This window comes from Acinetobacter populi (assembly GCF_002174125.1).
Taxonomy (GTDB): Bacteria; Pseudomonadota; Gammaproteobacteria; order Pseudomonadales; family Moraxellaceae; genus Acinetobacter; species Acinetobacter populi.
Map to the genome: position 1 here is coordinate 1,298,248 of NZ_NEXX01000001.1, position 24,715 is coordinate 1,322,962.

Below are 24,715 nucleotides of genomic sequence, written 5' to 3' on the forward strand. Positions count from 1 at the left end.
CCCTTAATTAGGGACTTTCTTCTTACAATCTATTTTGATTCTCTCTATACGATACTAGAGGGTATGTCCAATCTGACCACCCATCAATACCGTATCGTTGGCCTTAAGCTGCTGTTCCCATTGTACTTTGTCTTTTTCAAATAATACGATTGCTGTTGAACCTAGATAGAAGCGTCCCAGTTCATCACCTTTTGCCAGTTGCACATCATGCTGTTGCACTTCGATGCGACCATTCGGCTTGACCTTACCCGTTGCAACGGTTTCAATCCCAGCCACAATCATCGCGCCCACCAGCACCACAGCCATACGCCCAATCTCGGTATCAAATAAACAGACCATGCGTTCATTACGTGCAAATAACCCCGGGATATTTTCTGCTGTCACTTGATTGACAGAATATAACTCTCCTGGCACATAAAGCGTTTCTGTTAATCTGCCAGCAAAAGGCATATGTACCCGATGGTAATCCTTGGGTGACAAATAGACCGTAACAAACTCACCATCCTGAAAAGGCTTAGCCAATTGCGGATCTGCAATCAATTGATCAACTGAAAAACTTTGACCTTTGGCCTGAAAAATCTCACCCGCAGTAATCTTGCCCAGTTGTGAAATTGCCCCATCAGCTGGGCTGACAATATGGGTTGGATCCTCATCAATGACACGAATCCCAGGCTTTAATGCACGCGTAAAGAACGCATTAAAGGAGGGATACTTGCTGATTTCTTCTGCCTCAGCAATAGATAAATCTATACCATATTTCTGTTTGAAGGCATAAATCACGGCAGTTTTTAAAATCGGTTGTTCGCTTGCTGCAACCTTTCCAACCAATCGACTTAACTGATGCTGTGGTAATATCTTCTGAGTACGGATAAAGAGTTGATTGAAAATTGATTTATTGGTGCTCAAAAGGGTTGTTCTCCGGTGACGACAGCACTATCCAAGCGATTACCCCATTCACTCCATGCGCCATCATAGGTACGAATTTCCCAATTGAGTAATCGTCCAATAATATAGGCAAGTCCCGAGCGATGATGTGATTGACAATACACCACGACAGGTTCTGACAGGTTAAAGCCTCGTTGTTCGAGTTGCTGTTGTATGCGATTTAAAGAATGTAATTTTAAATGATCTTGGCGATTAATGGCAGTACTCCATTCATACCATTTTGCCCCAGCAATGTGACCGCCGCGTCGTGCAGCTAAGCGAACGCCGGTATACTCCTGTTCGGTGCGGCAATCCCAAAGCTGAATATTTCTTTGTTCGACCCGTTGTGCTAATTCATCATAGCCAATGCGGAACTGGTCTTGTCCGGCAGTATTTACCTGAAATGTATCCGCCACAGTAGTGATTGTCTCAATATCCGTTGTCGTTGGAAGACCTGCGGCTAGCCATGCATGAATACCGCCATTAAGCAAACTGGTATGATAAAAACCTGCACAATGTAAGTTCCAGATAAAACGTCCAGCCCATGCACCACCTTCGTCATCATATGCGATGACCTGATGATTTGCGGTAATCCCCAACAGATCAATCAATGCTTGTAATTTTGCATTATCCGGTAAAAGCCCTGATGCAAACTCATGTTGTTCAACAACTTCTTTGGGACGTACCGATATTGCACGAGGCAAATGTAATTGCTCAAATACAGATTCTCGGCTGAGATCAACAATCACGATATTGTCATCTTGCAAAAATGGCGCAAATTGTTCTGGTTCAACCAATAAACCTAAGGGTGCAACAGGATTCATAATGCCTTTTATCTCATCGATAGTGGGGTATATGCATGTTATCACATCAATTTAGATCTGCATTTGCAGGATTAGCACTAACCTTTTTCAAAATGATGCAAACCGCCTTAATTTCGCCTGTATTTAAGCAAACTACACACCAACTTCATCTTCAATCTGAAATACCTGTCGTAAATAGGCCAAAAAGGTATCATTATCCGTCATGGTTTTTCCCGGACTATCAGAGATTTTGGCAACGGATTGGCCATTACATTCAACCAGTTTCAGGACGATGTTTAACGCTGTTTGTCCCATATCATTGGTAAGATTGGTGCCAATACCAAAACTGACCTGAAAGCGATCTTTAAAATATTGATAAAGTTGCCATGCCTTAGGTAGATCCAGACTGTCACTAAAGGTCAACATTTTGGTACGACTATCAATTTTTAATTTTCGATAATGTGCATACGCCTTATCACCCCAGACATAGGGATCACCACTATCATGACGCAAACCATCAAACAGCTTGGCAAAATATAAATCAAAATCGCGCAAGAATGCATCCATACCAACCACATCGGTTAAAGCAATTCCCAGATCACCGCGATATTCCTGTACCCAAGCTTCAAGAGCTGCTTTCTGGAAATTTCTTAAACGCACATCCAGCGCCTGAAATGCCTGTAAAAACTCATGTGCCATGGTACCAATTGGGGTAATTCCCAATTGCATGGCAAGATAAACATTACTTGTACCACGGAATACATTAGGTGCTGCCGATTTCAATGTTTCAACTACATGGCGTTGCCAAGTATAACTATAACGACGTCGTGTACCAAAGTCAGACACCAGAAATGGCGGCTCACCCTCAACTTGCATTTCGGCATATTCACGCAACAATTCGGCTTTAACCTGTAATCGTCGCTCACCTTCCATTAATGCTTCTTCAACATTCAGACGTCTAAAATACAGCTCATTGACAATCGCCAATACAAATATCTCAAAAAACAAGGCCTGTACCATCGGTCCTTCAATTCGGATGACCAATTCGCCATTGTCATCAATAATAATTTTAATAAAGCGTCGCTTGAGTTGAAAAAGCTCCAGATAATCAACAAAATCACTTTTAATAAAACGCAGGCTACGTAAATATTGCAGCTCTTGTTCCTTAAATTTTAACTGACATAAATCATCAATTTCCCGATCCAGTTCGTCCTTGATTTCTCTTAACGGATAAACTGCTTCTGTGGAATTTCGACAACGAAATAAATAAACACTATGCGCTTGCGGAAATTGATGTAACACCACCTGTAACATGGTGAATTTATATAAATCTGTATCCAATAAGGACTGAACGATCCCAGCCATAAAATTTCCAAAATATATTTATCTGACTATATTAAAAATAATTGCGCAAAATTCATATCTTACTTTGGCATTATTTTGTTAGGGCTTGTTGACACTTCATAAATAGATTGCGTTGTCGGCTAAAATTTCTTCAGACTAGGCACAAAGTGAAGGCAATAGCTATTCCCTTGTCGAGCTTTGTAACGACGTATGGGGGAATTTTAGCCACAACCCTGAGCAATAGCAAAGCACTGCTTTGCTAGCAGCGCAATGCGCCTCATACATCGTTATCTTGCACAGCAATACTGTTCATCATTTAGAATGACTAAATATCACTATTCATGCCTTGTATCGCCTAAAAAACGGCCACTTTTGCAATCATAGACGAAATGTTAACAAGCCCTTATTCTCTCATTTAATCGACGACATCATCCTTTAATAAAAACAACTTAGGTGGAGTCTGCGTATTTTCAACCACAGCAATTTCATGTTGATCTTTAAGATGGACACCGGAAAACTGTAATTTCAACGATTGTGACATCAATGCCAATAATCGCTGTGCTGCAACCAAAATTGGTAATCCCGCAGGTCGCACATTGGAAATACAGTTACGCATGGCATCATGACAACCAGTTTTGGCTTGCCATGTATAATAAATCCCAAGACTATCCGGCGAACTTAATCCAGGACGTTCACCAATTAGCATCACTAGCATTTTGGCATGCAGACGTTCTGCCACTTGATCACCCAACGCAACCCGACTTCCCGTTGCAATCACAATCGGTGCAACAGACCAGTGCTTTTCTCTAAATAAATTGACCAGTTCAGTGACCAGTTTTGGTGCATTTTCTTCAATTGCTCGGGCAGAAAGTCCATCACCAATCACAATTGCCACATCATAGCTCACATCCTGCCCTAGTTTGGTCAGCATCTCTGCCGACTGCTCGCTCAACACCCGACCAAAATCCGGACGTTTTAGATAAAGGGCTTTATCGGTTGCCTGACTATCTACGCTAAATACATCCAGATTTAAATGTGCCAGCTGTTGTTGTAATTGTTCAACAGCCAAAGTCTGCAATACTGCATCCTTTGCCTGTGCATGGTCATATTGAAAACTCAGCAAAGGCTTGGTCGGCACACTACAACCTGCTCGACCTAGTGCAATTCTGGCATCGGTATATTGTTTCAGTTTTTGCCAGATATCCTGATGCACCGGAGAATGCTCATGACTTTTCATCGTTAATGTCCTGTCTTAAGATGCCAGAATACGTGCAAAATTCGGTGGTAACTGTTTTGCCCATTCAATATGGTGCTGTTGTTGCTGAAAAATCCCCTGCTGTGCAAGCCAAACGGAAAATTCCGGTGCTGGTTGTAAACCCAGTAACTGGCGGATATATAAGGCATCATGAAAAGATGTGGTCTGATAATTCAACATCACATCATCCGAACCGGGAATCCCCATAATAAAATTAATTCCTGCAGTCGCCAGCATGGTCAGTAACATATCCATATCATCCTGATCGGCATCTGCATGATTGGTATAACAAATATCACAACCCATCGGCACGCCCAGTAATTTCCCACAAAAATGGTCTTCCAGTCCTGCCCGGATAATCTGCTTACCATTGTAAAGATATTCCGGACCAATAAAGCCCACCACAGTATTAACCAGTAATGGTTTAAATTCCCGTGCAACTGCATAGGCACGTGCTTCAATGGTTTGTTGATCGACATTAAAATGGGTATTACTGGATAAGGCACTGCCTTGCCCAGTCTCAAAATACATGACATTTTGTCCGACTGTGCCCCGATTCAGACTCAATCCAGCCTCATAACCTTCTTGCAATAGCTGTAAACTAATCCCAAAACTTTCATTGGCTTTTTCTGTTCCTGCGATCGACTGGAAGACCAGATCAAGCGGTACATTTTTCTCCACCAATTGTATTGCCGAACTGATATGGGTTAATACACAAGATTGTGTCGGAATCTGATATTCCTGAATAATCTGATCCAATAGTTTTAATAAATCGGATAAATTCTGAATATTATCTGTTGCTGGATTAATGCCTATCACAGCATCACCATTACCATACATCAAACCATCGACAATACTGGCCGAAATACCCAGTAGATCATCAGTTGGGTGATTAGGTTGTAAACGGGTAGACAAGCAACCTTCCAGACCAATGGTATTACGAAATCTGGTCACGACCCGACATTTTTTTGCCACCAGAATCAAATCCTGCACACGCATGATTTTACTCACTGCTGCCACCATCTCCGGTGTAAAGGCAAACTGTAATTGCTGTAATTTTTCTGTGGTTGCTTCTTCACCCAGCAGCCAGTCACGTAAATCACCCACCGTAAAATGGGCAATTTCCGCAAAAGCCTGTGCATCATGCCGATCAATAATCAGGCGTGTTACCTCATCCTCTTCATAGGGAATGACCACTTCATTTAGAAATACCGTCAGGGGTAAATCAGCCAAAGCCATCTGGGCTGCTACACGCTCGGTGGAATCCAGCGCAGCAATACCGGCAAGCTCATCTCCCGAACGTAATGGTGTCGCTTTAGCCAACAGACTTTTTAAGTCATTAAAATGATAGCGTGTCTGACCAACATCCTGATAATAACGCATTACTTGATCTCCCTCATCCTGCCTAGTTTAACTCTTCTTCCGCAGCTTTAAGTTGGGCAAACTCCTCTTCCGGTGTACCACTGACCAAATGATGACGACTATAAAACATAAAGTATGCAATAAATGCCACATAAATTGCTGCCGCCATAAACCATACTTTTGGATCAACCATCAGCCCAGCAACCACAGCAATTGCCGCCAGTACCAATGCAATACTTGACGTAATAATGCCACCGGGTGTTTTATAGGGACGTTTTAAATCCGGACGGGACAAACGTAATTTAATGTGAGACAACATCATTAATACATAAGAAATGGTAGCCCCAAATACTGCCATCAAAATTAATAAGTCGCCTTCACCTGTTAATGACAACAAGAACCCGATAATTCCTGGGATAATAATCGCCAGAAAAGGTGCTTTGTTTTTATTGGTGAGAGAAAGGTTTTTCGGTAAATAGCCCGCACGGGACAAGGCAAAAATTTGTCGTGAATAGGCATAAATAATCGAGAAAAAGCTCGCAATCAAGCCTGCCAAGCCGACAAAATTCACAAAGCTGGCCAACCATGTATTCTGACCGTATACCGCAACCAAGGCATCAACCAGTGGTGCACCAGAAGCTTTTAAGGCATCAGCACCGGCAGCACCAGCGCCTAAAAACAAGATCAACAATGCAAAAGCAGCCAAAATTAACATGGCACCAATCAATCCCCTTGGTAAGGATTTTGCGGGATCTTTGGCTTCCTCGGCAGCCAGTGGCACACCTTCTACTGCCAGAAAGAACCAGATGGCATAAGGTACAGCAGCCCAGATACCAATATAGCCAAACGGCAGAAAAGTACTTGCTCCGACGTTTTGAGTCGGTACAATGTTAAACAGGTTACTACTATTAAAATGCGGAATCATGGCAAAAATAAAGACGGCTAATGCCACACTGGCAATCGCAGTAATCACAAACATAATTTTTAGTGCTTCTCCGGCACCTTTTAAATGCAATCCCATAAAAATCAGATAGCACAGCAGATAAATAAACCAGCCACCTATACCAAATAACGACTCACAATATGCACCAATAAAAACAGCTATCGCAGCAGGCGCAATCGCATATTCGATTAAGATGGCTGTTCCAGTTAAATAACCACCCAACGGACCAAATGCTGCACGGGCAAAACTATATCCTCCACCTGCTGTCGGTAACATAGTCGCCATTTCCGACATCGACAGGCACATGCATAAATACATAAATGCTACGACCACGGTGGCAATAAACATGCCACCCCAGCCACCCTGTGCAAGACCAAAATTCCAGCCAGCAAAATCTCCAGAAATTACATAAGCAACGCCTAAACCGACCAGCAGCACCCATCCCACGGCACCCTGTTTTAATTGTCGTTTAGCAAAATAATCTTCTTCTGTTGCAATGCCTGATCCGACCTCAGATTCTGAATGTGCCATATACGCCTCGCAGTTCACAAATGTTATGGATGAGTTTATGCATATTGCATACCATTTCTGTGACGGGTCAGTTCATCATAAGTTTCACGTGATTAATACCAAGTTTTCTAAAAGAAATAAAAATGTTGCTGATTGGTAAAATATCCTGAGCCGACTCGGGCAACATCAGTATTGGAATGAGTCAGCAGACCTAAAGCACCTGTCCTTTATCAGGACTCTTTTGCCGAGCGATTTGCAATGCTGGACGTTGTTCAATGCGTGCCAAATAGTCCTGAATATTAGGTAATGGTTTACCCTTTTGTGCCATCACCAAAGCCTGAAGAGGAAAACTCATCTGAATATCGGCAAAACTAAACTGATCTCCCGTGAAATACGGGTGTTTCGCCAGATGCTGTTCCAAAAAAGCAATATGTTCTTTTAATCTGGGCTTAGAAAACTGGTTTTGCACCTGTTGTCCGACTATTTTTGTCAAAGGACGGGCAAGTAATGGAACCGATTTTCCGCCAAGCTGCTCCATCACTAAAGTAAAGACCAGATAAGGCATCAGCGAACCTTCTGCATAATGCATCCAGTATTGGTACTGATTGAGTGCCTCACCAGACTGTGGCTTAAATTGCTGTGAAGGATCAAAGTTTGCCTGTAAATAATCTAGAATCACCGCAGATTCGGCAATCACTTTGTCGTCATCGGTTAAAATCGGTGCTTTACCCAACGGATGGATCTGTTTAAGCTCAGGTGGTGCCGACATATTTGGCAGACGTTGATAATATTTCAGTTGATAATCTAACCCTAGCTCCTCAAGTGCCCAGAGAATCCGCATTGAACGGGAATGTTGCAGGTGATGAAGTGTGAGCATATCTATGTTATTCCTTTGAAGTCATTTTCCTTGTTCCACAGTCTATCAAAACCAATTTCAAAGGAGATGTCTATGGATATTTCTTATTTATTCATTCTGTGAAACAGTCGATTTTTTTAATTAAAACTTAAATAAACTGTAAAAAATTTTAAATAATAATGTCATAACTCCACCCTAGTCTTCTTAACTCGTTCAATACATCATGAAGAAATTATGAAGATATCCGCACTTACCCTCTCCATTTTATTGGCATTTTCACTTACCGGTTGTGGTAGCGATGATCACTCTAACAATTCACCGGAAGCAGAAACACCACAAAACCCCGATGATGGCTCAAATCCCGATGAAGGTTCAGTGACCGAGCCTTTACCTGAAGCCAAAGTTTTATATGAAGTCAATTTTGCCGAACAAAATAGCTTACCGGCTGGCTGGACAGCAGTAAGTAGTAATGCGGGTAGTGTGTCCGTTCAAGATGGCCATCTGTATATTGATGGTCGTAAGCATGATACCAATATGACCACTGTCATGCTGCCAGAAGCCACACAGAACTATACTGATTATCGTGTGGATGTCGAATTTACCTTTGAAAATCCAAACAATAGCGGTCGCTGGGGAAGTATCGTTTATCGCGCTACCGGCACAGCGTCCAATCCAGAACCTTACTATCAGTTTGCAATTCGCTCAAATGCAACAGCAAGTAACGGCACGGAATTTGCCTTAAGACAAGATAGCAAATGGAATGTGCAAAGTAGCAAGGCATTTACAGAAGCCATTGATCCACAAAAAGTATATAAAGCCACAGTGATTGTACATGGCAATCGTGTCAGACAATATCTGAATGAACAATTAATGGAAGATGTAGAACTTCCTTCCGATCAGATCAAGGGGGCAATTGGCTTATCTACTGCTGGTCTGGTCATGAAAGTAAATAGCATTAAAGTGACAGAACAATGGGAATCTTTGCCCAACATCAATAGCACCGCAACAGATGTACAGGAATCAGGAACCTATGCCTCTTTAGCACCGACCATCATTCAGAAAGTTCAAACTGCTAGTGATGCTATCCCCAATGCCAGTCAAGTTTTTTACCAACTTGATAAAAGTCTTAATCTTAATGATTTAACAGGTAAGAAAATTACGACATTAAAAGAATATCTGGCGGATAGTACACACCGCACCATTCCAGTATTACAAATTAATGATGAAGCCACCCTCACATCGCTTAAAAATATTTCACAATCTATCGATCTTGAAGACATCACTTTGACATCCAGTAATCCGGATTTATTACGTACTGCTCATAGCATCCTGCCTACTATTCGTACTGCTCTGGATTTACGCAGTACCACACTGGGTAATAGCCGTGCAGAATTGCTCTCTATTGCTAGACAAACCAATCAAGCTAATGCCCGTATTGTTATTCTGCCAGCCAGCTTGGCCACAAAAGAGAATGTTGGTTATATTCAGAAATTACTGGTCACTGTATGGGTAGATTCATCCGCTACGACGGTAAATGATGCAGCCAATATCATTGTTTCCGGTGCAAATGGTATTATGGCATCCAACAGTGATGTATTTAACAGTGTATTAAGACAATTTCCACGTTATACCTTATTACGTAAACCACTTATTATTGGACATCGTGGTGTACCAAGTCTGGAAGATGAAAATACGTTAGAAGGTTTAAAAGAATCTGTTCGTCTGGGTGTCGATGCCGTAGAAAATGATATTTATGTCACCACCGATAATCACCTAGTGATCATGCATGATGACAGCGTTGACCGTACCACAAATGGTCAAGGGAATATCGAAGATATGTCTTTGGCACAGGTTAAACAACTGGCAACAAAACCTAAAGGTTATAAAATTCCAACACTGGGTGAATTCTTTGGCGAGTTGAAAAACAATAAAAATGTTATGCATTTTGTTGAACTAAAAAGCAGTAATGAAAAAATTGTCGCCCAACTGAAAAAAGAAATTGAAGAATATGGCGTTGATGATCAGATCGTCACTATCTCATTTATTCCTGACCAAATCAAACGCATGAAAACCATTTTGCCAGGCGTTTCTACCGGCTTTTTAACAGATGCACCTAATTCTGGCAATGTGTTAAAAGACGCACGAACAGTGATGCAAACAACTCAGGGTTATACTTCGACCTTTAATCCATCTTATGGCAATGTTACATCAGCATTAATGGAAGCGGTAAAACATCGTGGCATTACCTTCTGGCCATGGACTGTAAATGATGAAACTGCGTTTAAAAAGCTTTATGTTGCTGGTACTTATGGTTTAACAACCAACTATGCACAATATGCGTCTAAATATGTGGTTGATCTAAAAACAGCTACTACAGCAACCGCTAAAGTAGGGCAGGCCATGAATATTAGTGCTCAGTTAACCACTCAGGAAGGTGCTAAATCTACTGCGAATGCCAACCAATTTGTGATTCTGGCGGGTGCACCCACCTATACAGTCAATGGTAGTAATCTTACATTTAAGGCCAAAGGTACAGCCTATGTTTTACCTGGCTATCGATATAATATTGATAATACCTACAATTACACTATCTTTAGTGCACCTGTAAAAGTAACGATTGAATAATTCTAGGATATTTGAGCGAGCAATTTATTGCTCGCTCTTGTATTTAGCCATCTACTTGGATATCGGCTCAGCAGTAGATTGTTTTAATTTTTTCATAAATTGTCCAAACTGAGGTATCATTTCCTGAAATAAAGGATGATCCCTATTTTCCAGCATTACTTCGCCAAATAATTTTAAACCTACTGCAAAAGAGATTGAGGTTTGCTCATCCTCAAACAATTTAGCATTTTTTAATCGTTCCACAATTGCAAGAATATCATCATGATTACCTGTATTAAACTCAAGTGGTTGAGTATAGGTAGAGGGCTGCCCTTTGGCATCTGCCACATGCTGGACTGTAATATGATATTGATGTTGTTTCATGTCTTTTCCTTTATATTTTAAGTGGTTGTAATTTAATATCATTCCCAGTATTCACCTCGATATCCAGCAAATGAATATTGAATTTCTGCAATAAATCCTGCAAGGAATGAATAAACTGCGTCTGGTTTAGATGATCATCTATCACACATTTAATCTGTAAAACCTGAGATTCGGCCACTTCTACTGCCGAATATCGTGCTTCACCGCGATAAAACTGCTGTTGGGCAATTAAACCGACCTCTTCCAGATCCTTGATGACACGATATATGGTAGCTAAACTTAATTTATTGAAATTAATATATAATTTCTGATAAATTTGCTTCACTGAGAGTATTTCGGTTTGATTTTCCAGCAAACTCAACACCGCAATTCGGGTCTGTGTAACTTTTAATCCAGCTTTTTTTAAACGCTGTTGAATTTGTGTAGTCATCATCATACTCATCTATAAACGACCAATCGCAACGGCCACCTGATCTATTTTCTCAGCAATACTATGGATTTTTTCTTGCTCAATGTCTGTTGAAGCAAGTTGCAGACGTAATGCTGTTTTTAAATTTTCCATCGCACGATGAATATCACGGTATTGATCATTTTCCTGAAAACTACGTTTCATTTGCAGTTTTTCTAGCAATTTCTTTACCAAATCTTGCTGTTGCTGCAAATGAAGCTGCCCCGCTTCAGTGATTTGATATTGCTTGGGTTCTGCTTCTGCATCAGGTGTGATAATCAGTCCTGCTTCTTCCAGCGCATTTAATGTCGGATAAATGGTTCCTGCACTCGGTATATAACCGCCACCCACCAGATCACTGATGGCTTTAATCACTTCATAACCATGTTTGGGTTGTTGCTCAATCAAATACAAGACCAACAATTTAATGCGGCCCGCTTCAAATAAACGACTACGTCTTCCGCCACGATACTGGTTATCTTTTTCTTCACCAAAGGAATGTTTACGATAAGGTTTCATTATGTTTTCTCTATTTCATATGATTACACCACTTAAGATATATTAAGATATATCTTAATGCAAGTAGAGAAATAAAAAAGGACACAAAATAAATTTGCATCCTTTATTGGCATACTCAAAACACATTGTATTTTAGGGCAGGATTATCTTTAGAACGCTCACTACCATCAATATTTTTTCTCGGTTTAACGCAACACTTTAAACGGGTTAATGGCGGAAAATCGGCAAGCGGCAATGCCACTTGAAATCCCTCTGCCGCAGGCACAGCCTTTGGCGTAAAATCAGCAAAATGCGTTGCATTTTGAAACCCTGATTTTACTCCCATTCAATCGTTGCTGGTGGCTTGGATGACACGTCATATACCACACGGGAAACATCTTTGATTTCATTCATGATACGAGTAGAAATCTTATCAACTAAATCATAAGGTAGATGGGCAAAACGAGCAGTCATAAAGTCTACTGTTTCAACTGCACGCAGTGCAATCACCCAGGCATAACGACGACCATCACCCACCACACCTACAGATTTTACCGGCTGGAATACCGCAAACGCCTGTGCCGTTTTGTCATACCAACCACTTGCGCGTAATTCCTGCATAAAGATATCATCAGCAAGACGTAAAATATCGGCATATTCTTTTTTCACTTCACCCAGAATACGCACGCCTAAACCAGGACCTGGGAATGGATGACGATAGATCATGCTATGTGGTAAACCTAAAGTTGTTCCTAGTTTACGCACTTCATCCTTAAATAAGTCACGCAATGGTTCAACCAGATCAAACGCCAAATCTTCCGGTAAACCACCAACATTGTGATGCGACTTGATCACATGGGCCTTGCCCTGTTTACTCGCTGCGGACTCAATAACATCGGGATAGATTGTACCCTGTGCCAAAAATTTCACTCCATCTAGTTTACGAGCTTCTTCGGCAAATACTTCAATAAATTCACGACCAATGATTTTACGTTTTTTCTCTGGATCAACTTCACCGGCAAGCGCAGTTAAAAAGCGATTTTCTGCATCGGCACGAATCACACGGATACCCATGTTATCGGCAAACATTTGCATCACTTGATCGCCTTCGTTTAAACGAAGCAAACCATTATCGACAAATACACAAGTCAATTGATCACCAATGGCTTTATGTAAAAGTGCTGCGACAACTGATGAATCCACCCCACCGGACAGACCTAATAAAACTTTTTCATTACCAATCTGTTGGCGTAATTGCTCTACACGTAAATCGATAATATGTTCCGGTGTCCAAAGACCACCACACCCACAAATCTGATGGACAAAGTTGGATAAAAGCTCTGCACCTTTGGCAGTATGTGTCACTTCTGGGTGAAATTGCACCCCATAAAAACGGCGTGTTTCGTCAGAAGCAGCTGCAAATGGACAGCTTGCTGTGCTTGCAGTTACAGCGAAGCCTTCTGGCAAACGACTAACTTTATCGCCATGACTCATCCAGACATGCAATTGATTTTCACGATCTTGCAAATTAGCAATTAAGGCATCACGTTGCTGGATATCAACTTCGGCATAGCCGAACTCATGTACAGTCCCTGCTTCAACTTTACCACCCAATTGTTCTGCCATGGTTTGAAAACCATAACAAATCCCTAATACTGGCACACCAAGTTCAAACACGACTTTGGGTGCACGAGGACTACCCTCAAGATGCACACTTTCCGGACCACCGGATAAAATAATGCCGTTTGGATTAAACGCACGAATATCATCTTCGGACATATCGAAAGCGTACATTTCAGAATAAACACCAGCTTCACGGACACGACGGGCAATAAGCTGACTATATTGTGAACCGAAATCCAGAATCAGGATGCGATCTTCAGTAATTTGGGTATTGGTAGTCATGAGCAACAACTATGCAAGGCTAAAAAGAATAAGCGCAGCATTTTAGCATTTTTCCTGCCATGACGCACTTATTCTGACCTATGCAATTTGACTTTTATTTTAAAATTTCTAACTGTAAAACTTCGATATCTGTTGGTTTATAACGATGGGTATCCACTTCACCTACCAATTTCACCTGAGTATTTGGTTTAAAATGAGCTGGATGTAATAGGTCATCATCAATTTCGACCGAAATAGTGCCGGTTTGATCTTTAAATTCATAATGATCTTTTTGCAGATTACGTACCAAAGTTCCAGTTAAAGTAATAAATGATTCATCCGGTAATTTTTTTGCCTGTGCAACAGTCACCGGATGCTGTAATCCTTGTGCAATCGCTTTGGCATCGTCGCCTGCCCAAGCCGGAACGCTAGCAAATACTGCACTCAAAAATATAATTTTTAACCATGCATTTTTCATCTCTTCTATACCTTTTATTACACTTTTATCATTTGTTATTAAAACAAATTTTAATGATTTTCTATATTTGAGTTTTGTAGTTTAAATGCTGTTAAGATTGATACAAATAATATCCTCTCGAAAACAAATCGTCGCTTTACTTATTCAAACGTCAAAACCTTATTTGCCATATCAAAGCAGTGAAATAAAAAACCATTCTCCTGATATAAAAAATCCGCAAAACATTTGCTCTGCGGATTCTGACATTTAGCGCACCACACTCAGGAAATGTAAATGCCGCTCATACTGATCAATAATATCCTTGAGCAAATCTTCCTGTGTCCAATCCATCACATCATAATTTTGTCCACCTTCTCTTAAGGACACTTCGGCCTGATAATATTTTTGTTCCTCATCTTGCTCTGTTTCCCCCAGAAAACTTGGTGGTTGGGTTTCTCTGGATACAACCTGATAGATAAAATTAATCTCTTCCTGATGATCTACCCGTAGCTGTAAACCATGCTCCACCGGGGAAATTTTGACCTGTAGATCATGACGACGTTGCAATTCTTTGGACATGCTGGCAAATGCTTGTGCAACGGTACTTTCAATATATTGTTCAACCTCTTCCTGCGTATGCGGATAATGCATAATCAAACTCAGACGTTGCTGCCAGCTTCTAGGTGTATGTATCGCATATGGTGTGGTACGTGCCGCCTGTAAGGCATTCATTTTAATCACATCCATACGCAATGCCTTGATTAAACCAATACAAATCAGCAGCATGATAAAGGTAAAAGGCAAAGCACTTAAAATGGTTGCCGATTGCAAGGCCGATAACCCGCCTGCCAGCAACAAAATAATGGCCAGTGTTGCCATCAATGCCGTCCAGAATAATCGTTGCCATAAAGGTGATTGATCCGTTTTTGCTGTGAGATAATCAGTCACCAAAGCGCCGGAATCGGCAGAAGTGACAAAGAATAATACCACTAGAACCGTAGCCAGCAATTTTGAGGCATCAGCAAAAGGCAATCCACCCAAAAACTCAAATAATGCTACCGATGGATCCTGTTGTACCGCAGTAATCAGACTGGCATGTCCTTCATGCAAGACACTGAATAATCCGGCATTGCCCATAAAGCCCATCCAGATGATGGTAAAGCCTGTTGGAATCAGCAAGACACCAACAATAAACTCACGAACCGTACGTCCTCGTGAAACACGGGCGATAAACATGCCGACAAAAGGTGACCAGGAAATCCACCAAGCCCAGTACATAATAGTCCAACCGCCAATCCAACCATTGGGTTGATAGGCATATAGATTAAACGTCATGCTAAAGAGATTGGAAATATATTGTCCGGTATTTTGCAATGTGGTTTGTAATAAATACACCGTAGGACCAGCAAAAAACACAAATAACAATAGAATAACAGCCAATACCAGATTCAATTCCGCCAGTCGTTTAATGCCCTTATCTACACCCAATACAACAGAAATTGACGCCATGATACTGACTACAATCACTAGAATAATTTGTGTGGTTGAACTTTGTGGGATGCCAAATAAATAGCTTAAACCAGAGTTAATCTGTGTCACCCCGAAACCCAGTGTGGTGGCAACACCAAATACCGTACCAATGGTGGCAAAAGTATCAACACTATCGCCAATCGGTCCATAAATCTTTTTACCAATCATAGGGTACAGCGCGGAACGGATTTTCAGCGGTAAATTATGCCGATAAGCAAAATAGGCCAGCGATAAGCCCACCAACGCATAAATGCCCCATGCATGTAACCCCCAGTGGAAAAAGGTGATACGCATGGCAGACTGTGCTGCGGCAATGGTTTCCGGTTCTCCAGTCGGTGGACTGGTATAATGCATAATGGGTTCTGCGACACCAAAGAACATCAAACCAATCCCCATGCCGGCAGTAAACAGCATGGCGAACCAAGATTGATTGCTATATTCAGGTGTACTGTGATCCGGTCCCAGTTTGATTTTACCGGCATCAGAAAAGGCAAAATAACACAGCACCAATAGAAAAATAGCAACCGATAAAACATAGAACCAGCTAAAGGAAGTGGTAATCCAGTCATTCAGTTGTTTGGTTAACAATTCAAATGAATTTGGTGCAATCACCACAACTGCTAAAAAAATAGCAATGACAATGACTGCGCTAAAAAAAACATTCGGATTGATATTATCAAAGCCTTTGACTGTCTTTTTGGAAGGCATGTTTCCCCCATATATTTTTAAATTTGTATTTCGCAGTGTTGCGGAGTATGAAAATAGAATTTGCAGCTGTAAACAAAAGAGAGGATGTACAATATCAGTACGCAGTTATTTTAATAAATCACTTAAAAAATGCTGTTGTATTACTGTTATAATTTATTTTTCAATCACTTATCTATTTTTATCATACGTTGGTGATGACAATGCCTCATTACATTTTTGTGTTTCATAAAATTTTGATAAAGTATCTCTGGTTACATGAACTCTTAAAATTCCCTGTTTAAGACACAAACATCAAATTGCTTTTTAATCCAACTTATCTACAATACATAACAAAGATCAAGAATTTATAGTCATGATAAAATGAAAGTATTTTACTGTCCTCAATGCCAATCCGAGATTTTTTTTACCAACTATTTTTGTGGAGGTTGCCAGCATCCGGTTGGTTATGTGCCACGCCTGCAAAGTATGATGACCTTCCATGTCGACGAACAAGGCTGGATGGCGCTGGACGGTTCAAAAAAATATTATCGCCCATGTCGGAATTATCAACAACACAATGTTTGCAACTGGATGGTAGAACAAGATAGTGCATCAGATTTGTGTTGTTCCTGCCAGCTCACTACGGTGATTCCCGATTTGCATGAAGCAAAAAATATTGAATATTGGGCCAAACTGGAAACAGCCAAACGCCGTTTTTTATACATGACCCAACGTCTGAACATTTTCCCCTGTGCCAAAAAAACACCTGATGATCCTCGGGGCTTAAGTTTTCATTTTCTGGTACCTACCGACGATCAACCGGTACTTACAGGCCATGCCAATGGTGTCATCACGTTAAATGCCTATGAAGCCGATACCGTCTATCGTGAAACCACTCGGATTTCGATGGGTGAAAACTATCGTACCTTACTAGGGCATTTTCGCCATGAAAGCGGCCATTTTTATTTTGATGTATTAGTACAAAATACGCCATGGATTGAATCATTTAGACAGCTTTTTGGTGATGAACGTCAGGATTACGGCGAAACATTACAGTATTATTATGATCACGGGCCAGTTGCCAGATGGCAAGAAAATTACATCAGTGCCTATGCCAGCAGTCATCCATGGGAAGACTGGGCCGAAACTTGGGCGCATTATCTACATATGATCAGTACGCTGGATACCGCATTTTTTACCGGGATCTCCATTCAAAAACAGTCGCCACTTGATCATGAGCTTAAATTTGATGGTTGCCCTGTCGATAGTGCAAATTTCCATTTAACCGTCAAAAACTGGTTTGCCCTCACCTACGGTTTAAACTCACTCAATCGCAGTATGGGACTGGAAGACGCCTATCCGTTCACCTTATCAGATAAAGTATTGGAAAAATTACATTTTATCCATCAAGTGTTAATGGATATTGTTGATCAAAAAAATCAGGATCAACGCTTTAATACAACCTTTTAATCAGGTTAAGATCACTGCTTGCATACATCAGAAGATTATCCTGTCAATCTATGGTGCAAGGTTTGCATGATGATCAAAATAAAAATTTTTTCCCCAATGATTTTATAGTGACCTTAAAATTTTATCGAGAATTGTAAAAAAATCATCTTTAATGTTATCAAATAATTAGTTATTGCTCACAATCTAAAATTCAATTGTCTACAAAAAATAGGCTGTTTTTATTTCTAATGGTATAGATATTGCTTAATTACTTCTAATCGCTGTTTATCGTGCGCTGAGAGTCATGTCTTGCGTTTCCCCACATTTGTATTTTTGATACAAAAATAGGTATAGGAGTTTGTATGCTTAATCATATGAAAAAAATAGACGAAAAATCATCTCCCTGTGCAACAAAAAAATATTCTATACAGCACATGATGGCTAAGTTTAAAAAAACCGCCATCGCCACAACCGGCAGTTTTTTAGCCATCACAGGATTATCGATTGCCATTTGCAGCACCAATGCTCAGGCAGCACAACCTTTAAAAGCAGCTTTTGTCTACCTTGGCCCTCCCGGTGATCATGGCTGGACTTATGCCCATGACCAAAGCCGTATTCGCACCGAAGCAGATTTAAAAGGAGCAGTAAAAACCAGTTTTGTTGCCAATGTTCCAGAAACAGGGGATGCCGAACGTATTTTTCGTAATCTGGCACAACAAGGTAACAAAGTGATTTTTGGTACCTCATTTGGCTATATGAATGCCATGGAAAAAGTATCGCGCCAGTTCCCAAATACCATTTTTATGCATGCAACAGGCTATAAATCCGGAAAAAATCTCGGCACCTATAATGTTCGTATGTATCAGAATGCTTACTTGCTCGGTGTGCTTGCAGGTAAAACCACCAAAACCAATAAAATCGGTGTGGTCGGTTCTTTCCCAATTCCAGAAGTTGTACGCAATATCAATGCCTTCACCATTGGAGCGCGCAGTGTTAATCCAAAAGTCACCACACAAGTCATTTGGGTCAATACTTGGTACGACCCAGGCAAGGAACGTGATGCTGCACTCACCCTGATTTCGCAAAAAAATGATGTACTGATGCAAAACACTGACTCTCCAGCGGTAGTACAGGCAGCACAATCCAAAGGTGTATATGCCTTTGGTTGGGATTCTGATATGTCAAAATTCGGTAGCGAAGCCCATCTTGCTGCCGCAGCAATTCACTGGGACAAAATCTACGATAAAACCCTGCGTGATGTGCAAGCCAACAAATGGACCAATACACCCATCTATTATGGTATTCGGGAAGGTGCAGTTGATGTTGAAAACTTGAATGCGTCGATTCCAGCCGAAACCAAAAAAATCTTTCAAGAACGTCGTGCTGCATTAAAATCCGGCAAACTTAATCCTTTTGCAGGTCCGCTTTATAATCAAGCCGGACAGCAATTTGTCAAAGCCGGACAAGTCTATAGCGATGATGCACTCAATAAAATCAACTTTTATGTCCAAGGTGTCACTGGGGCATTACCAAAGTAAGATTTTGATTGAAGTATGATTGATTGAGGAGAAAAATGATGTCTGTGCAGTGGTTACCCATTTTACCATCTGAACTTTTGCAAAATACCGAAGTGCTAAAAGTACTGATCAATGGCAAGGAAGTTGTGGTATGGCGGTCAGCATTAGGTCATGTACAAATTTGGGAAAATCGCTGCCCGCATCGCAGTGTCCGCTTGAGTCTAGGTCATGTTGATGGTGAAAATCTGGTATGTGCCTACCATGGCTGGGAATTTGCAGCCCAAGATGGTTCCTGCCAAAAAATTCCGGCTCAACCGGAACAACGTGCACCGAAAAGTGTATGCAGTAAAGCCTATCCTGTATCAGAAAATAACGGCATGATCTGGTTTGGTGGTTTTGACCACGAGCTTAAGCCGGAACCCTTATCTCAGCAAACCCTATTTCCAAAAATCACGCCTGTACATTATGCCGGATCGGTTCTGATCCATTGCGCTATTGATGAAGTGAGCGAGTTTTTACAGCATCTGCATTTTAGGCAAGTTTCTCCCTACTGTTTTTTAGGCGATGATGAGTTTGCTGATGTTCAACTTATTATCACCCCAACAGACACTGAAAAAACCACACTGCATGCCCTGCAACCACAGGCCGAAAGCGTACAACGCAGCCTAGACAGTTTATTTCAAATTCGCCAACAACTTGAGGAGCACCAATATGCCGTCCTCTAACCAAGAATTAGCATATTTACCCATTGATCACTCCCTGATTGGAGAGTGGATCGTGGTCGCGTCTACAGAAGAATTTAAGGATAAAAACAGCGTTACCACCCGCCTTGATCGGCATGCCTTACGTATTGATAAACTAGAGCAGCATTATCAAATCCAGTTTCTATCCAGCGAAATGCAGGCTGTCCCCGTCCAAGCGCAAGAAGCCTATGGATTTATTTGGTTATGCATCGGCACAGCCAACAAAGCACTGTTTACCCTAGAAGAATATGACCATCCACAAGCACGACTTGTACCATGTGGTGCTTATGGCGTACGTACTTCACCGCTACGTGCTGTGGAAAATTTTCTGGATATGGCACATTTCCCCTATGTCCACACCAATATTCTGGGTGCAGAACCCTTAACAGCAGTGAAACCTTATAAAGTTGAACATCGACAAAATGTTGATGAATTATGGGCGACTGAATGCGTTTTCACCCAACCCCTTGCTGCACCCAACTCACAAGAACCACAGGAAACCGAATATATTTATCGGGTATTATCACCTTTAAATGTCTTACTCTATAAAATCAATACCGCAGCATCAGGCATTATTCCAGCCGATGTGATTTGTCTTTTTATTCAGCCTTTAGGCGAAACCCAAATTCGTGCTCATTTACTCATGGTATTGGATGATCAAAGTAGCCATATGACAGATATGGTGCTATTCCAGCAAAAAATCTTTACCCAAGATAAACCCATTCTAGAAAATCATGTGCCATTAAAACTCCCCTTGGCCGCCAGAATTGAAATTCCAACACGGGCTGATGCCATGGCAACTGCCTATCGTAAATGGTTATTTGAAAAAAATTGGACCTATGGCAGTGATTTAAAAAAAGAGGTGGCAGCTTAAATGACAAATCTCGACCATTCTCCACTGACCAACTCACCTCGTCTTATCCTAAAAGATGATCCGATGTCGTCGGATTGCTATGCAGTGCGTTTATTTCTGTATTATCACCAAGTCCCATTTCAAAGTGACTATGCAGATATTGATCCTTTGCAACCCAGTGATAAAATTCCAGAACTGGTGGTTGCAGATGATCAAATCATTTACGGCATACGTCCAAGCCTTGAGTTCCTTGCAGAGTTTGCAGCACAACCCGATTGGGCAGAACCTTCACATGCACAACACTTCCAGCATTGGGAAGCGTTTCATCAACAACTTAAAAATTGTCTGGGACGGCTACGGCAAGCCAGTTTAAGTATGTCGACTTTTCTGGATGATGAAGACATATTACAAGAACAAAGCACTGTTCTACTCAATCAACTCAATGACCATCTATGTGTCCAAACGGTTTTACAACAACAGTGGCTAGTGGCAGGAAAAACACCGTCTATTGCAGATTTAACAATTTTCCCACTGGTTGCATTATCTATGGATGCAGGAATTGATCTGGATGATTTTGTCCATATCCGTCGCTGGGTACAACGTATGCGTAAGCTCCCTAACTTTGTCCCGATGCCGGGTTTATTGGAAAGTTAAGATTACCCAAGAATTCATCTAAAAAAGATCATAACTGATCAATCCCCAACATGATCTGTGATAAAAGCACAAAATGCAGATCATGTTGATTCACTCAGTAACCTTATTAAATAGTAGATGTATCTTCCTTCAACAAGATCGCCATTTTTGCCGTATGTTTGGCCAATCGCTCTAACCAGCGCTGGGCAATGATTAAATCTAGGGCATCAGCTGCTTTCACTTGGGAGGTCGCCGATTGCGCTACGATATTTTGACGAATTGCTGGTTGATGTATTTTGATTTGTGCACTAAACCGTTCTAAATTTTCCACATCTTGTACCGGAATTTTCTGTACAGGCGTTTGTCTGAAATACAGCACCAATTTTTCGATAATGCCTATAAATTCCTTTAAATCCTCTGTATCGAAGTGAGCCCGCAAAATATCAAGATTAGCAGTATGCTGTAAATCCTCCCGTACAACACGGGTATAGACAATCAAGCGCATGAGCTCAATTAAACGCTGTTGATCGGCTTGTGCTTGTGGTACTGGCATTTTTTTTAAATATTCATCCACCTTTAACAGCACATGATCCAGCTCTTTGGTATTGATCATGGCGCCAATAATTTCGCCCCGTCCAGCTTTAATCAATAAACGATACATATCAGCAAGACAATGACAAATCGAATCCTGTGCCGTTGCAATAGCCAATGAAGGCATACTAAACAAGGATTCATCCAGATAACGGATTGTTTCAACTTCTTTTTCCGGAATTAATTTACTGATAACACTCTGTAACTGGGGAATAAAGGGCATAAAAATCATTGCGCCCATTAAACTAAAGGCTGTGTGAAATGCAGCAATGATGATGGTATTATCCCACGTCGCAGCCCAAGCCCAATGCGTTAACATCCATAACATAGCCGGCATTAAGATAAAAAATGCGAAAACTGCGGTCACTACATTAAAAATTACATGGACTGCTGCGGTTCGTTTTGCACTGGTGGTTGCGCCAATCGCTGCCAAAATCGCCGTTGCCACGGTACCAATATTTTGCCCAATTACCAGTGCCATCGCCTGTTGTACATCAATCGCCTGACTGGCCAGTGCTGCTAAAGTTGCTGTCACAGCAGCACTTGAAGACTGAAGCAATATTGTCATCACCAGCCCTACAAGTACCAAAATCAAACGTGTGGAAAAGCTGTTATTCGACCAAACAGATAAATCCACTCGCTCGGCAAAACTTGCCATAGCAAGCTGCAACACATCGATACCAAAAAAGATTAAACCAAAACCGGCAAATGCCAATCCCAAAAGTGCCAAACGATCCTTGCCTAACAACTTCATCAACGCACCAACACCAATCATAGGCAAGGCAAAACTGGCAATCGAAAATTTTAATCCAAGTAATGCCACCATCCAGCCTGTACTGGTCGTACCAATATTGGCACCAATCACCACGCCGATGGCCTGAGCAAAGGTTAATACCCCGGCACTGACGAAACCAATGGTTGCCAACGTGGTCGCAGTAGAGGATTGCACCACCAACGTAAAGCCAATACCGGAAAGCATGGCCTTGAATGATGAACCAGTAAAACGGGATAGCCATTGTCGCAAAGATTCCCCTGCCATGGCTTTCAAACTATCGGTCATTAAAGACATGCCGAGTAGAAATAAACCAATCCCACCGATAAGTTGCGTAATGACTTGCAGCAAATGATCATCTCACGTTGATTTTTCTTTAATATATCAATAATTAGATACTTTTTATCTATCCATCAGACTAATCGATAATAAAAATAGTCATTACTTTTACCTATTTGTGAAACACCTACATCACAAAAAAAGTGATATAAAAATATCGATTTGTATTTTGTTATTAAATCAAAATTACAATAATTGTTTGTTTGGTATATCTAATTATTGCCTTAGTGTTAATCCTATCTGATTTTTAATATCAGGAAAATGGTTTGATTTAATGACGAATATAAAAGACTGAACATTCAACTCTGCTTTTAATTCTCCATTTTACCAAACCGTTGTTACCGGCCGATTCCATTGAAATTAAAGTAAAAATTAATTTCGATAGCTAATTAAAACACGTTTATTGAATAATAGAATGGACGTAAATTCAGATTCTGACTTCAAAATATAGTCAACAAATGGACGAGCACCTTCCTGATTGGCGTTATCTGCAACAATTATGGCATTCTTGCTTAATTTTGAATAAAGTAAGTCAAAAAGAGGAAGATAAAGATCTTTGGCACCATCGAGAAATAAAAAATCAATCAGTCTTTCAACTGACGCCAGTGTTTGTAAAGCATCACCCACCAAGATAGTTACAAAATCCTCAAGTCCAGCTTCTTTTATATTCTCTTGTGCTCCAGCAACTTTGTTTGGTTCAAAGTCTGTCGTGATTACCTTACCTCCATTATTTTTTGCAGCAGCAGCTAAATATATGGTTGAAATGCCAAAAGAACAGCCAAATTCAACAATATTTTTGGCTTGTGAAGCTGTTGCCAAAAAATAAAGAAGATGACCTTCTTCAGCACCGACAGCACTATAAGCAGTTGCCCATGCATGTTTAATCTCTTGACCTTTTTCTTTAGCAATTTGTCTTTCTTTAGAGCGAAGTTCTTGGTCAGCATCTGCTTTTTCGTGCAATACAGCCAATGTATTTAACACTTTTTTGTCTGTTAAGGTATTCATAATGCGAGCAATGATTGATTAACGAATTTTGACTATATAGCATGTTCATTAACTATCACTATGTATTATTCGTAACTTACATTGATTGCATACTTATCTCTTAATAAAACCCTAGTCTATCTAAGCGCAGACTAAAAAAAACCCCCAAGCATCAGCTTGGGGGTTTTGAATAATGAGCTGGCGATGACTTACTCTCACATGGGTAACCCCACACTACCATCAGCGCGAAGAGGTTTCACTTCTGAGTTCGGGAAGGGATCAGGTGGTTCACTCTTGCTATTGTCGCCAGCACAACTGTTATGGTGTTTTTTCGGTCTTAACTGT

Annotated in this window: 22 protein-coding genes and 1 rRNA gene; 6 read left to right on the plus strand and 17 right to left on the minus strand. The window is 40.9% G+C overall.

Features of this window, described 5'->3' with window-relative positions:
* Positions 1–54: 54 nt before the first annotated feature.
* The 7 genes from asd to CAP51_RS06120 all read right to left on the minus strand — a co-directional run bounded on the left by asd (position 55) and on the right by CAP51_RS06120 (position 8,018).
* Positions 55–906: an archaetidylserine decarboxylase gene (gene asd, locus CAP51_RS06090; protein ID WP_087619817.1), complete on the minus strand. Its 852-nt coding sequence runs from the start codon at positions 904–906 to the stop codon at positions 55–57.
* The gene (locus CAP51_RS06095) at positions 903–1,748 is read right to left on the minus strand and encodes a sulfurtransferase (RefSeq protein ID WP_087619818.1); all 846 of its coding nucleotides are present in this window, start codon (positions 1,746–1,748) and stop codon (positions 903–905) included. The genes asd and CAP51_RS06095 overlap by 4 nt, the downstream gene beginning before the upstream one ends.
* Before the next feature lie 132 nt (positions 1,749–1,880).
* A complete protein-coding gene (gene pncB, locus CAP51_RS06100) occupies positions 1,881–3,092 on the minus strand; it encodes a nicotinate phosphoribosyltransferase (RefSeq protein WP_087619819.1) in 1,212 nt (403 codons plus the stop codon).
* 394 nt (positions 3,093–3,486) lie between these two features.
* Entirely contained in the window at positions 3,487–4,308 is an 822-nt protein-coding gene (gene eutC / locus CAP51_RS06105) for an ethanolamine ammonia-lyase subunit EutC (RefSeq protein WP_087619820.1), read from the minus strand.
* 15 nt (positions 4,309–4,323) lie between these two features.
* A complete protein-coding gene (locus CAP51_RS06110) occupies positions 4,324–5,709 on the minus strand; it encodes an ethanolamine ammonia-lyase subunit EutB (protein WP_087619821.1) in 1,386 nt (461 codons plus the stop codon).
* A gap of 22 nt (positions 5,710–5,731) precedes the next feature.
* Entirely contained in the window at positions 5,732–7,162 is a 1,431-nt protein-coding gene (gene eat, locus CAP51_RS06115) for an ethanolamine permease (RefSeq protein ID WP_087619822.1), read from the minus strand.
* Between the two features lie 190 nt (positions 7,163–7,352).
* Positions 7,353–8,018 (minus strand): glutathione S-transferase family protein, encoded by a 666-nt coding sequence (locus CAP51_RS06120; protein ID WP_087619823.1) that lies wholly within the window; start codon positions 8,016–8,018, stop codon positions 7,353–7,355.
* Between the two features lie 213 nt (positions 8,019–8,231).
* Between CAP51_RS06120 and CAP51_RS06125 the strand changes: the two genes are divergently transcribed.
* Complete coding sequence (locus tag CAP51_RS06125; RefSeq protein ID WP_087619824.1) at positions 8,232–10,622, plus strand: glycerophosphodiester phosphodiesterase family protein; 2,391 nt, start codon at positions 8,232–8,234, stop codon at positions 10,620–10,622.
* A gap of 51 nt (positions 10,623–10,673) precedes the next feature.
* On the opposite strand, the gene CAP51_RS06130 is transcribed toward CAP51_RS06125, so the two are convergent.
* The 7 genes from CAP51_RS06130 to CAP51_RS06160 all read right to left on the minus strand — a co-directional run bounded on the left by CAP51_RS06130 (position 10,674) and on the right by CAP51_RS06160 (position 16,510).
* Complete coding sequence (locus tag CAP51_RS06130; RefSeq protein WP_087619825.1) at positions 10,674–10,985, minus strand: DUF3861 domain-containing protein; 312 nt, start codon at positions 10,983–10,985, stop codon at positions 10,674–10,676.
* 10 nt (positions 10,986–10,995) lie between these two features.
* A complete protein-coding gene (locus CAP51_RS06135; RefSeq protein WP_087619904.1) occupies positions 10,996–11,415 on the minus strand; it encodes a Fur family transcriptional regulator in 420 nt (139 codons plus the stop codon).
* A 12-nt stretch (positions 11,416–11,427) separates the two neighbouring features.
* Positions 11,428–11,952, minus strand: coding sequence for a PadR family transcriptional regulator (locus CAP51_RS06140; protein ID WP_087619826.1), 525 nt, complete (start codon positions 11,950–11,952; stop codon positions 11,428–11,430).
* A 115-nt stretch (positions 11,953–12,067) separates the two neighbouring features.
* Positions 12,068–12,277, minus strand: a complete 210-nt coding sequence (locus CAP51_RS06145) for a hypothetical protein (protein ID WP_087619827.1) — start codon at positions 12,275–12,277, stop codon at positions 12,068–12,070.
* Positions 12,268–13,836 (minus strand): glutamine-hydrolyzing GMP synthase, encoded by a 1,569-nt coding sequence (gene guaA / locus CAP51_RS06150; RefSeq protein WP_087619828.1) that lies wholly within the window; start codon positions 13,834–13,836, stop codon positions 12,268–12,270. The genes CAP51_RS06145 and guaA overlap by 10 nt, the downstream gene beginning before the upstream one ends.
* Positions 13,837–13,930: 94 nt before the next feature.
* Positions 13,931–14,293 (minus strand): NirD/YgiW/YdeI family stress tolerance protein, encoded by a 363-nt coding sequence (locus CAP51_RS06155; protein WP_087619829.1) that lies wholly within the window; start codon positions 14,291–14,293, stop codon positions 13,931–13,933.
* A gap of 246 nt (positions 14,294–14,539) precedes the next feature.
* On the minus strand, positions 14,540–16,510 hold the full coding sequence (locus CAP51_RS06160; RefSeq protein WP_087619830.1) for a BCCT family transporter: 1,971 nt from the start codon (positions 16,508–16,510) through the stop codon (positions 14,540–14,542).
* Positions 16,511–16,870: 360 nt separating this feature from the next.
* Here CAP51_RS06160 and CAP51_RS06165 point away from each other — a divergent pair, with 360 nt between their 5' ends.
* From CAP51_RS06165 to CAP51_RS06185, 5 genes are all read left to right on the plus strand, one after another.
* Entirely contained in the window at positions 16,871–17,959 is a 1,089-nt protein-coding gene (locus CAP51_RS06165) for a zinc-binding metallopeptidase family protein (protein ID WP_087619831.1), read from the plus strand.
* Between the two features lie 413 nt (positions 17,960–18,372).
* Positions 18,373–19,476: a BMP family ABC transporter substrate-binding protein gene (locus CAP51_RS06170; RefSeq protein WP_087619905.1), complete on the plus strand. Its 1,104-nt coding sequence runs from the start codon at positions 18,373–18,375 to the stop codon at positions 19,474–19,476.
* Positions 19,477–19,514: 38 nt separating this feature from the next.
* Positions 19,515–20,180, plus strand: a complete 666-nt coding sequence (locus CAP51_RS06175) for a Rieske 2Fe-2S domain-containing protein (protein ID WP_087619832.1) — start codon at positions 19,515–19,517, stop codon at positions 20,178–20,180.
* Positions 20,167–21,072, plus strand: a complete 906-nt coding sequence (locus CAP51_RS06180) for a (2Fe-2S)-binding protein (protein ID WP_087619833.1) — start codon at positions 20,167–20,169, stop codon at positions 21,070–21,072. The genes CAP51_RS06175 and CAP51_RS06180 overlap by 14 nt, the downstream gene beginning before the upstream one ends.
* The gene (locus CAP51_RS06185) at positions 21,073–21,705 is read left to right on the plus strand and encodes a glutathione S-transferase family protein (protein WP_087619834.1); all 633 of its coding nucleotides are present in this window, start codon (positions 21,073–21,075) and stop codon (positions 21,703–21,705) included.
* A 106-nt stretch (positions 21,706–21,811) separates the two neighbouring features.
* Here the strand turns inward: CAP51_RS06185 and CAP51_RS06190 are convergent, their stop codons facing one another.
* The 3 genes from CAP51_RS06190 to rrf all read right to left on the minus strand — a co-directional run bounded on the left by CAP51_RS06190 (position 21,812) and on the right by rrf (position 24,681).
* Positions 21,812–23,398 (minus strand): Na/Pi cotransporter family protein, encoded by a 1,587-nt coding sequence (locus CAP51_RS06190; RefSeq protein WP_087619835.1) that lies wholly within the window; start codon positions 23,396–23,398, stop codon positions 21,812–21,814.
* Positions 23,399–23,758: 360 nt separating this feature from the next.
* Positions 23,759–24,391, minus strand: a complete 633-nt coding sequence (locus CAP51_RS06195) for an O-methyltransferase (RefSeq protein ID WP_087619836.1) — start codon at positions 24,389–24,391, stop codon at positions 23,759–23,761.
* A 175-nt stretch (positions 24,392–24,566) separates the two neighbouring features.
* Positions 24,567–24,681: ribosomal RNA gene (gene rrf, locus CAP51_RS06200) — 5S ribosomal RNA — on the minus strand.
* Between the last annotated feature and the right edge of the window lie 34 nt (positions 24,682–24,715).

What these genes read in the sequence shown, in the direction of transcription:
- CAP51_RS06095 (WP_087619818.1), bottom strand. Translation starts at nt 1,748, where the DNA reads ATGAATCCTGTTGCACCCTTAGGTTTATTGGTTGAACCAGAACAATTT.
- pncB (WP_087619819.1), bottom strand. Translation starts at nt 3,092, where the DNA reads ATGGCTGGGATCGTTCAGTCCTTATTGGATACAGATTTATATAAATTC.
- eutC (WP_087619820.1), bottom strand. Translation starts at nt 4,308, where the DNA reads ATGAAAAGTCATGAGCATTCTCCGGTGCATCAGGATATCTGGCAAAAA.
- CAP51_RS06110 (WP_087619821.1), bottom strand. Translation starts at nt 5,709, where the DNA reads ATGCGTTATTATCAGGATGTTGGTCAGACACGCTATCATTTTAATGAC.
- eat (WP_087619822.1), bottom strand. Translation starts at nt 7,162, where the DNA reads ATGGCACATTCAGAATCTGAGGTCGGATCAGGCATTGCAACAGAAGAA.
- CAP51_RS06120 (WP_087619823.1), bottom strand. Translation starts at nt 8,018, where the DNA reads ATGCTCACACTTCATCACCTGCAACATTCCCGTTCAATGCGGATTCTC.
- CAP51_RS06125 (WP_087619824.1), top strand. Translation starts at nt 8,232, where the DNA reads ATGAAGATATCCGCACTTACCCTCTCCATTTTATTGGCATTTTCACTT.
- CAP51_RS06130 (WP_087619825.1), bottom strand. Translation starts at nt 10,985, where the DNA reads ATGAAACAACATCAATATCATATTACAGTCCAGCATGTGGCAGATGCC.
- CAP51_RS06135 (WP_087619904.1), bottom strand. Translation starts at nt 11,415, where the DNA reads ATGACTACACAAATTCAACAGCGTTTAAAAAAAGCTGGATTAAAAGTT.
- CAP51_RS06140 (WP_087619826.1), bottom strand. Translation starts at nt 11,952, where the DNA reads ATGAAACCTTATCGTAAACATTCCTTTGGTGAAGAAAAAGATAACCAG.
- CAP51_RS06145 (WP_087619827.1), bottom strand. Translation starts at nt 12,277, where the DNA reads ATGGGAGTAAAATCAGGGTTTCAAAATGCAACGCATTTTGCTGATTTT.
- guaA (WP_087619828.1), bottom strand. Translation starts at nt 13,836, where the DNA reads ATGACTACCAATACCCAAATTACTGAAGATCGCATCCTGATTCTGGAT.
- CAP51_RS06155 (WP_087619829.1), bottom strand. Translation starts at nt 14,293, where the DNA reads ATGAAAAATGCATGGTTAAAAATTATATTTTTGAGTGCAGTATTTGCT.
- CAP51_RS06160 (WP_087619830.1), bottom strand. Translation starts at nt 16,510, where the DNA reads ATGCCTTCCAAAAAGACAGTCAAAGGCTTTGATAATATCAATCCGAAT.
- CAP51_RS06165 (WP_087619831.1), top strand. Translation starts at nt 16,871, where the DNA reads ATGAAAGTATTTTACTGTCCTCAATGCCAATCCGAGATTTTTTTTACC.
- CAP51_RS06170 (WP_087619905.1), top strand. Translation starts at nt 18,373, where the DNA reads ATGATGGCTAAGTTTAAAAAAACCGCCATCGCCACAACCGGCAGTTTT.
- CAP51_RS06175 (WP_087619832.1), top strand. Translation starts at nt 19,515, where the DNA reads ATGTCTGTGCAGTGGTTACCCATTTTACCATCTGAACTTTTGCAAAAT.
- CAP51_RS06180 (WP_087619833.1), top strand. Translation starts at nt 20,167, where the DNA reads ATGCCGTCCTCTAACCAAGAATTAGCATATTTACCCATTGATCACTCC.
- CAP51_RS06185 (WP_087619834.1), top strand. Translation starts at nt 21,073, where the DNA reads ATGACAAATCTCGACCATTCTCCACTGACCAACTCACCTCGTCTTATC.
- CAP51_RS06195 (WP_087619836.1), bottom strand. Translation starts at nt 24,391, where the DNA reads ATGAATACCTTAACAGACAAAAAAGTGTTAAATACATTGGCTGTATTG.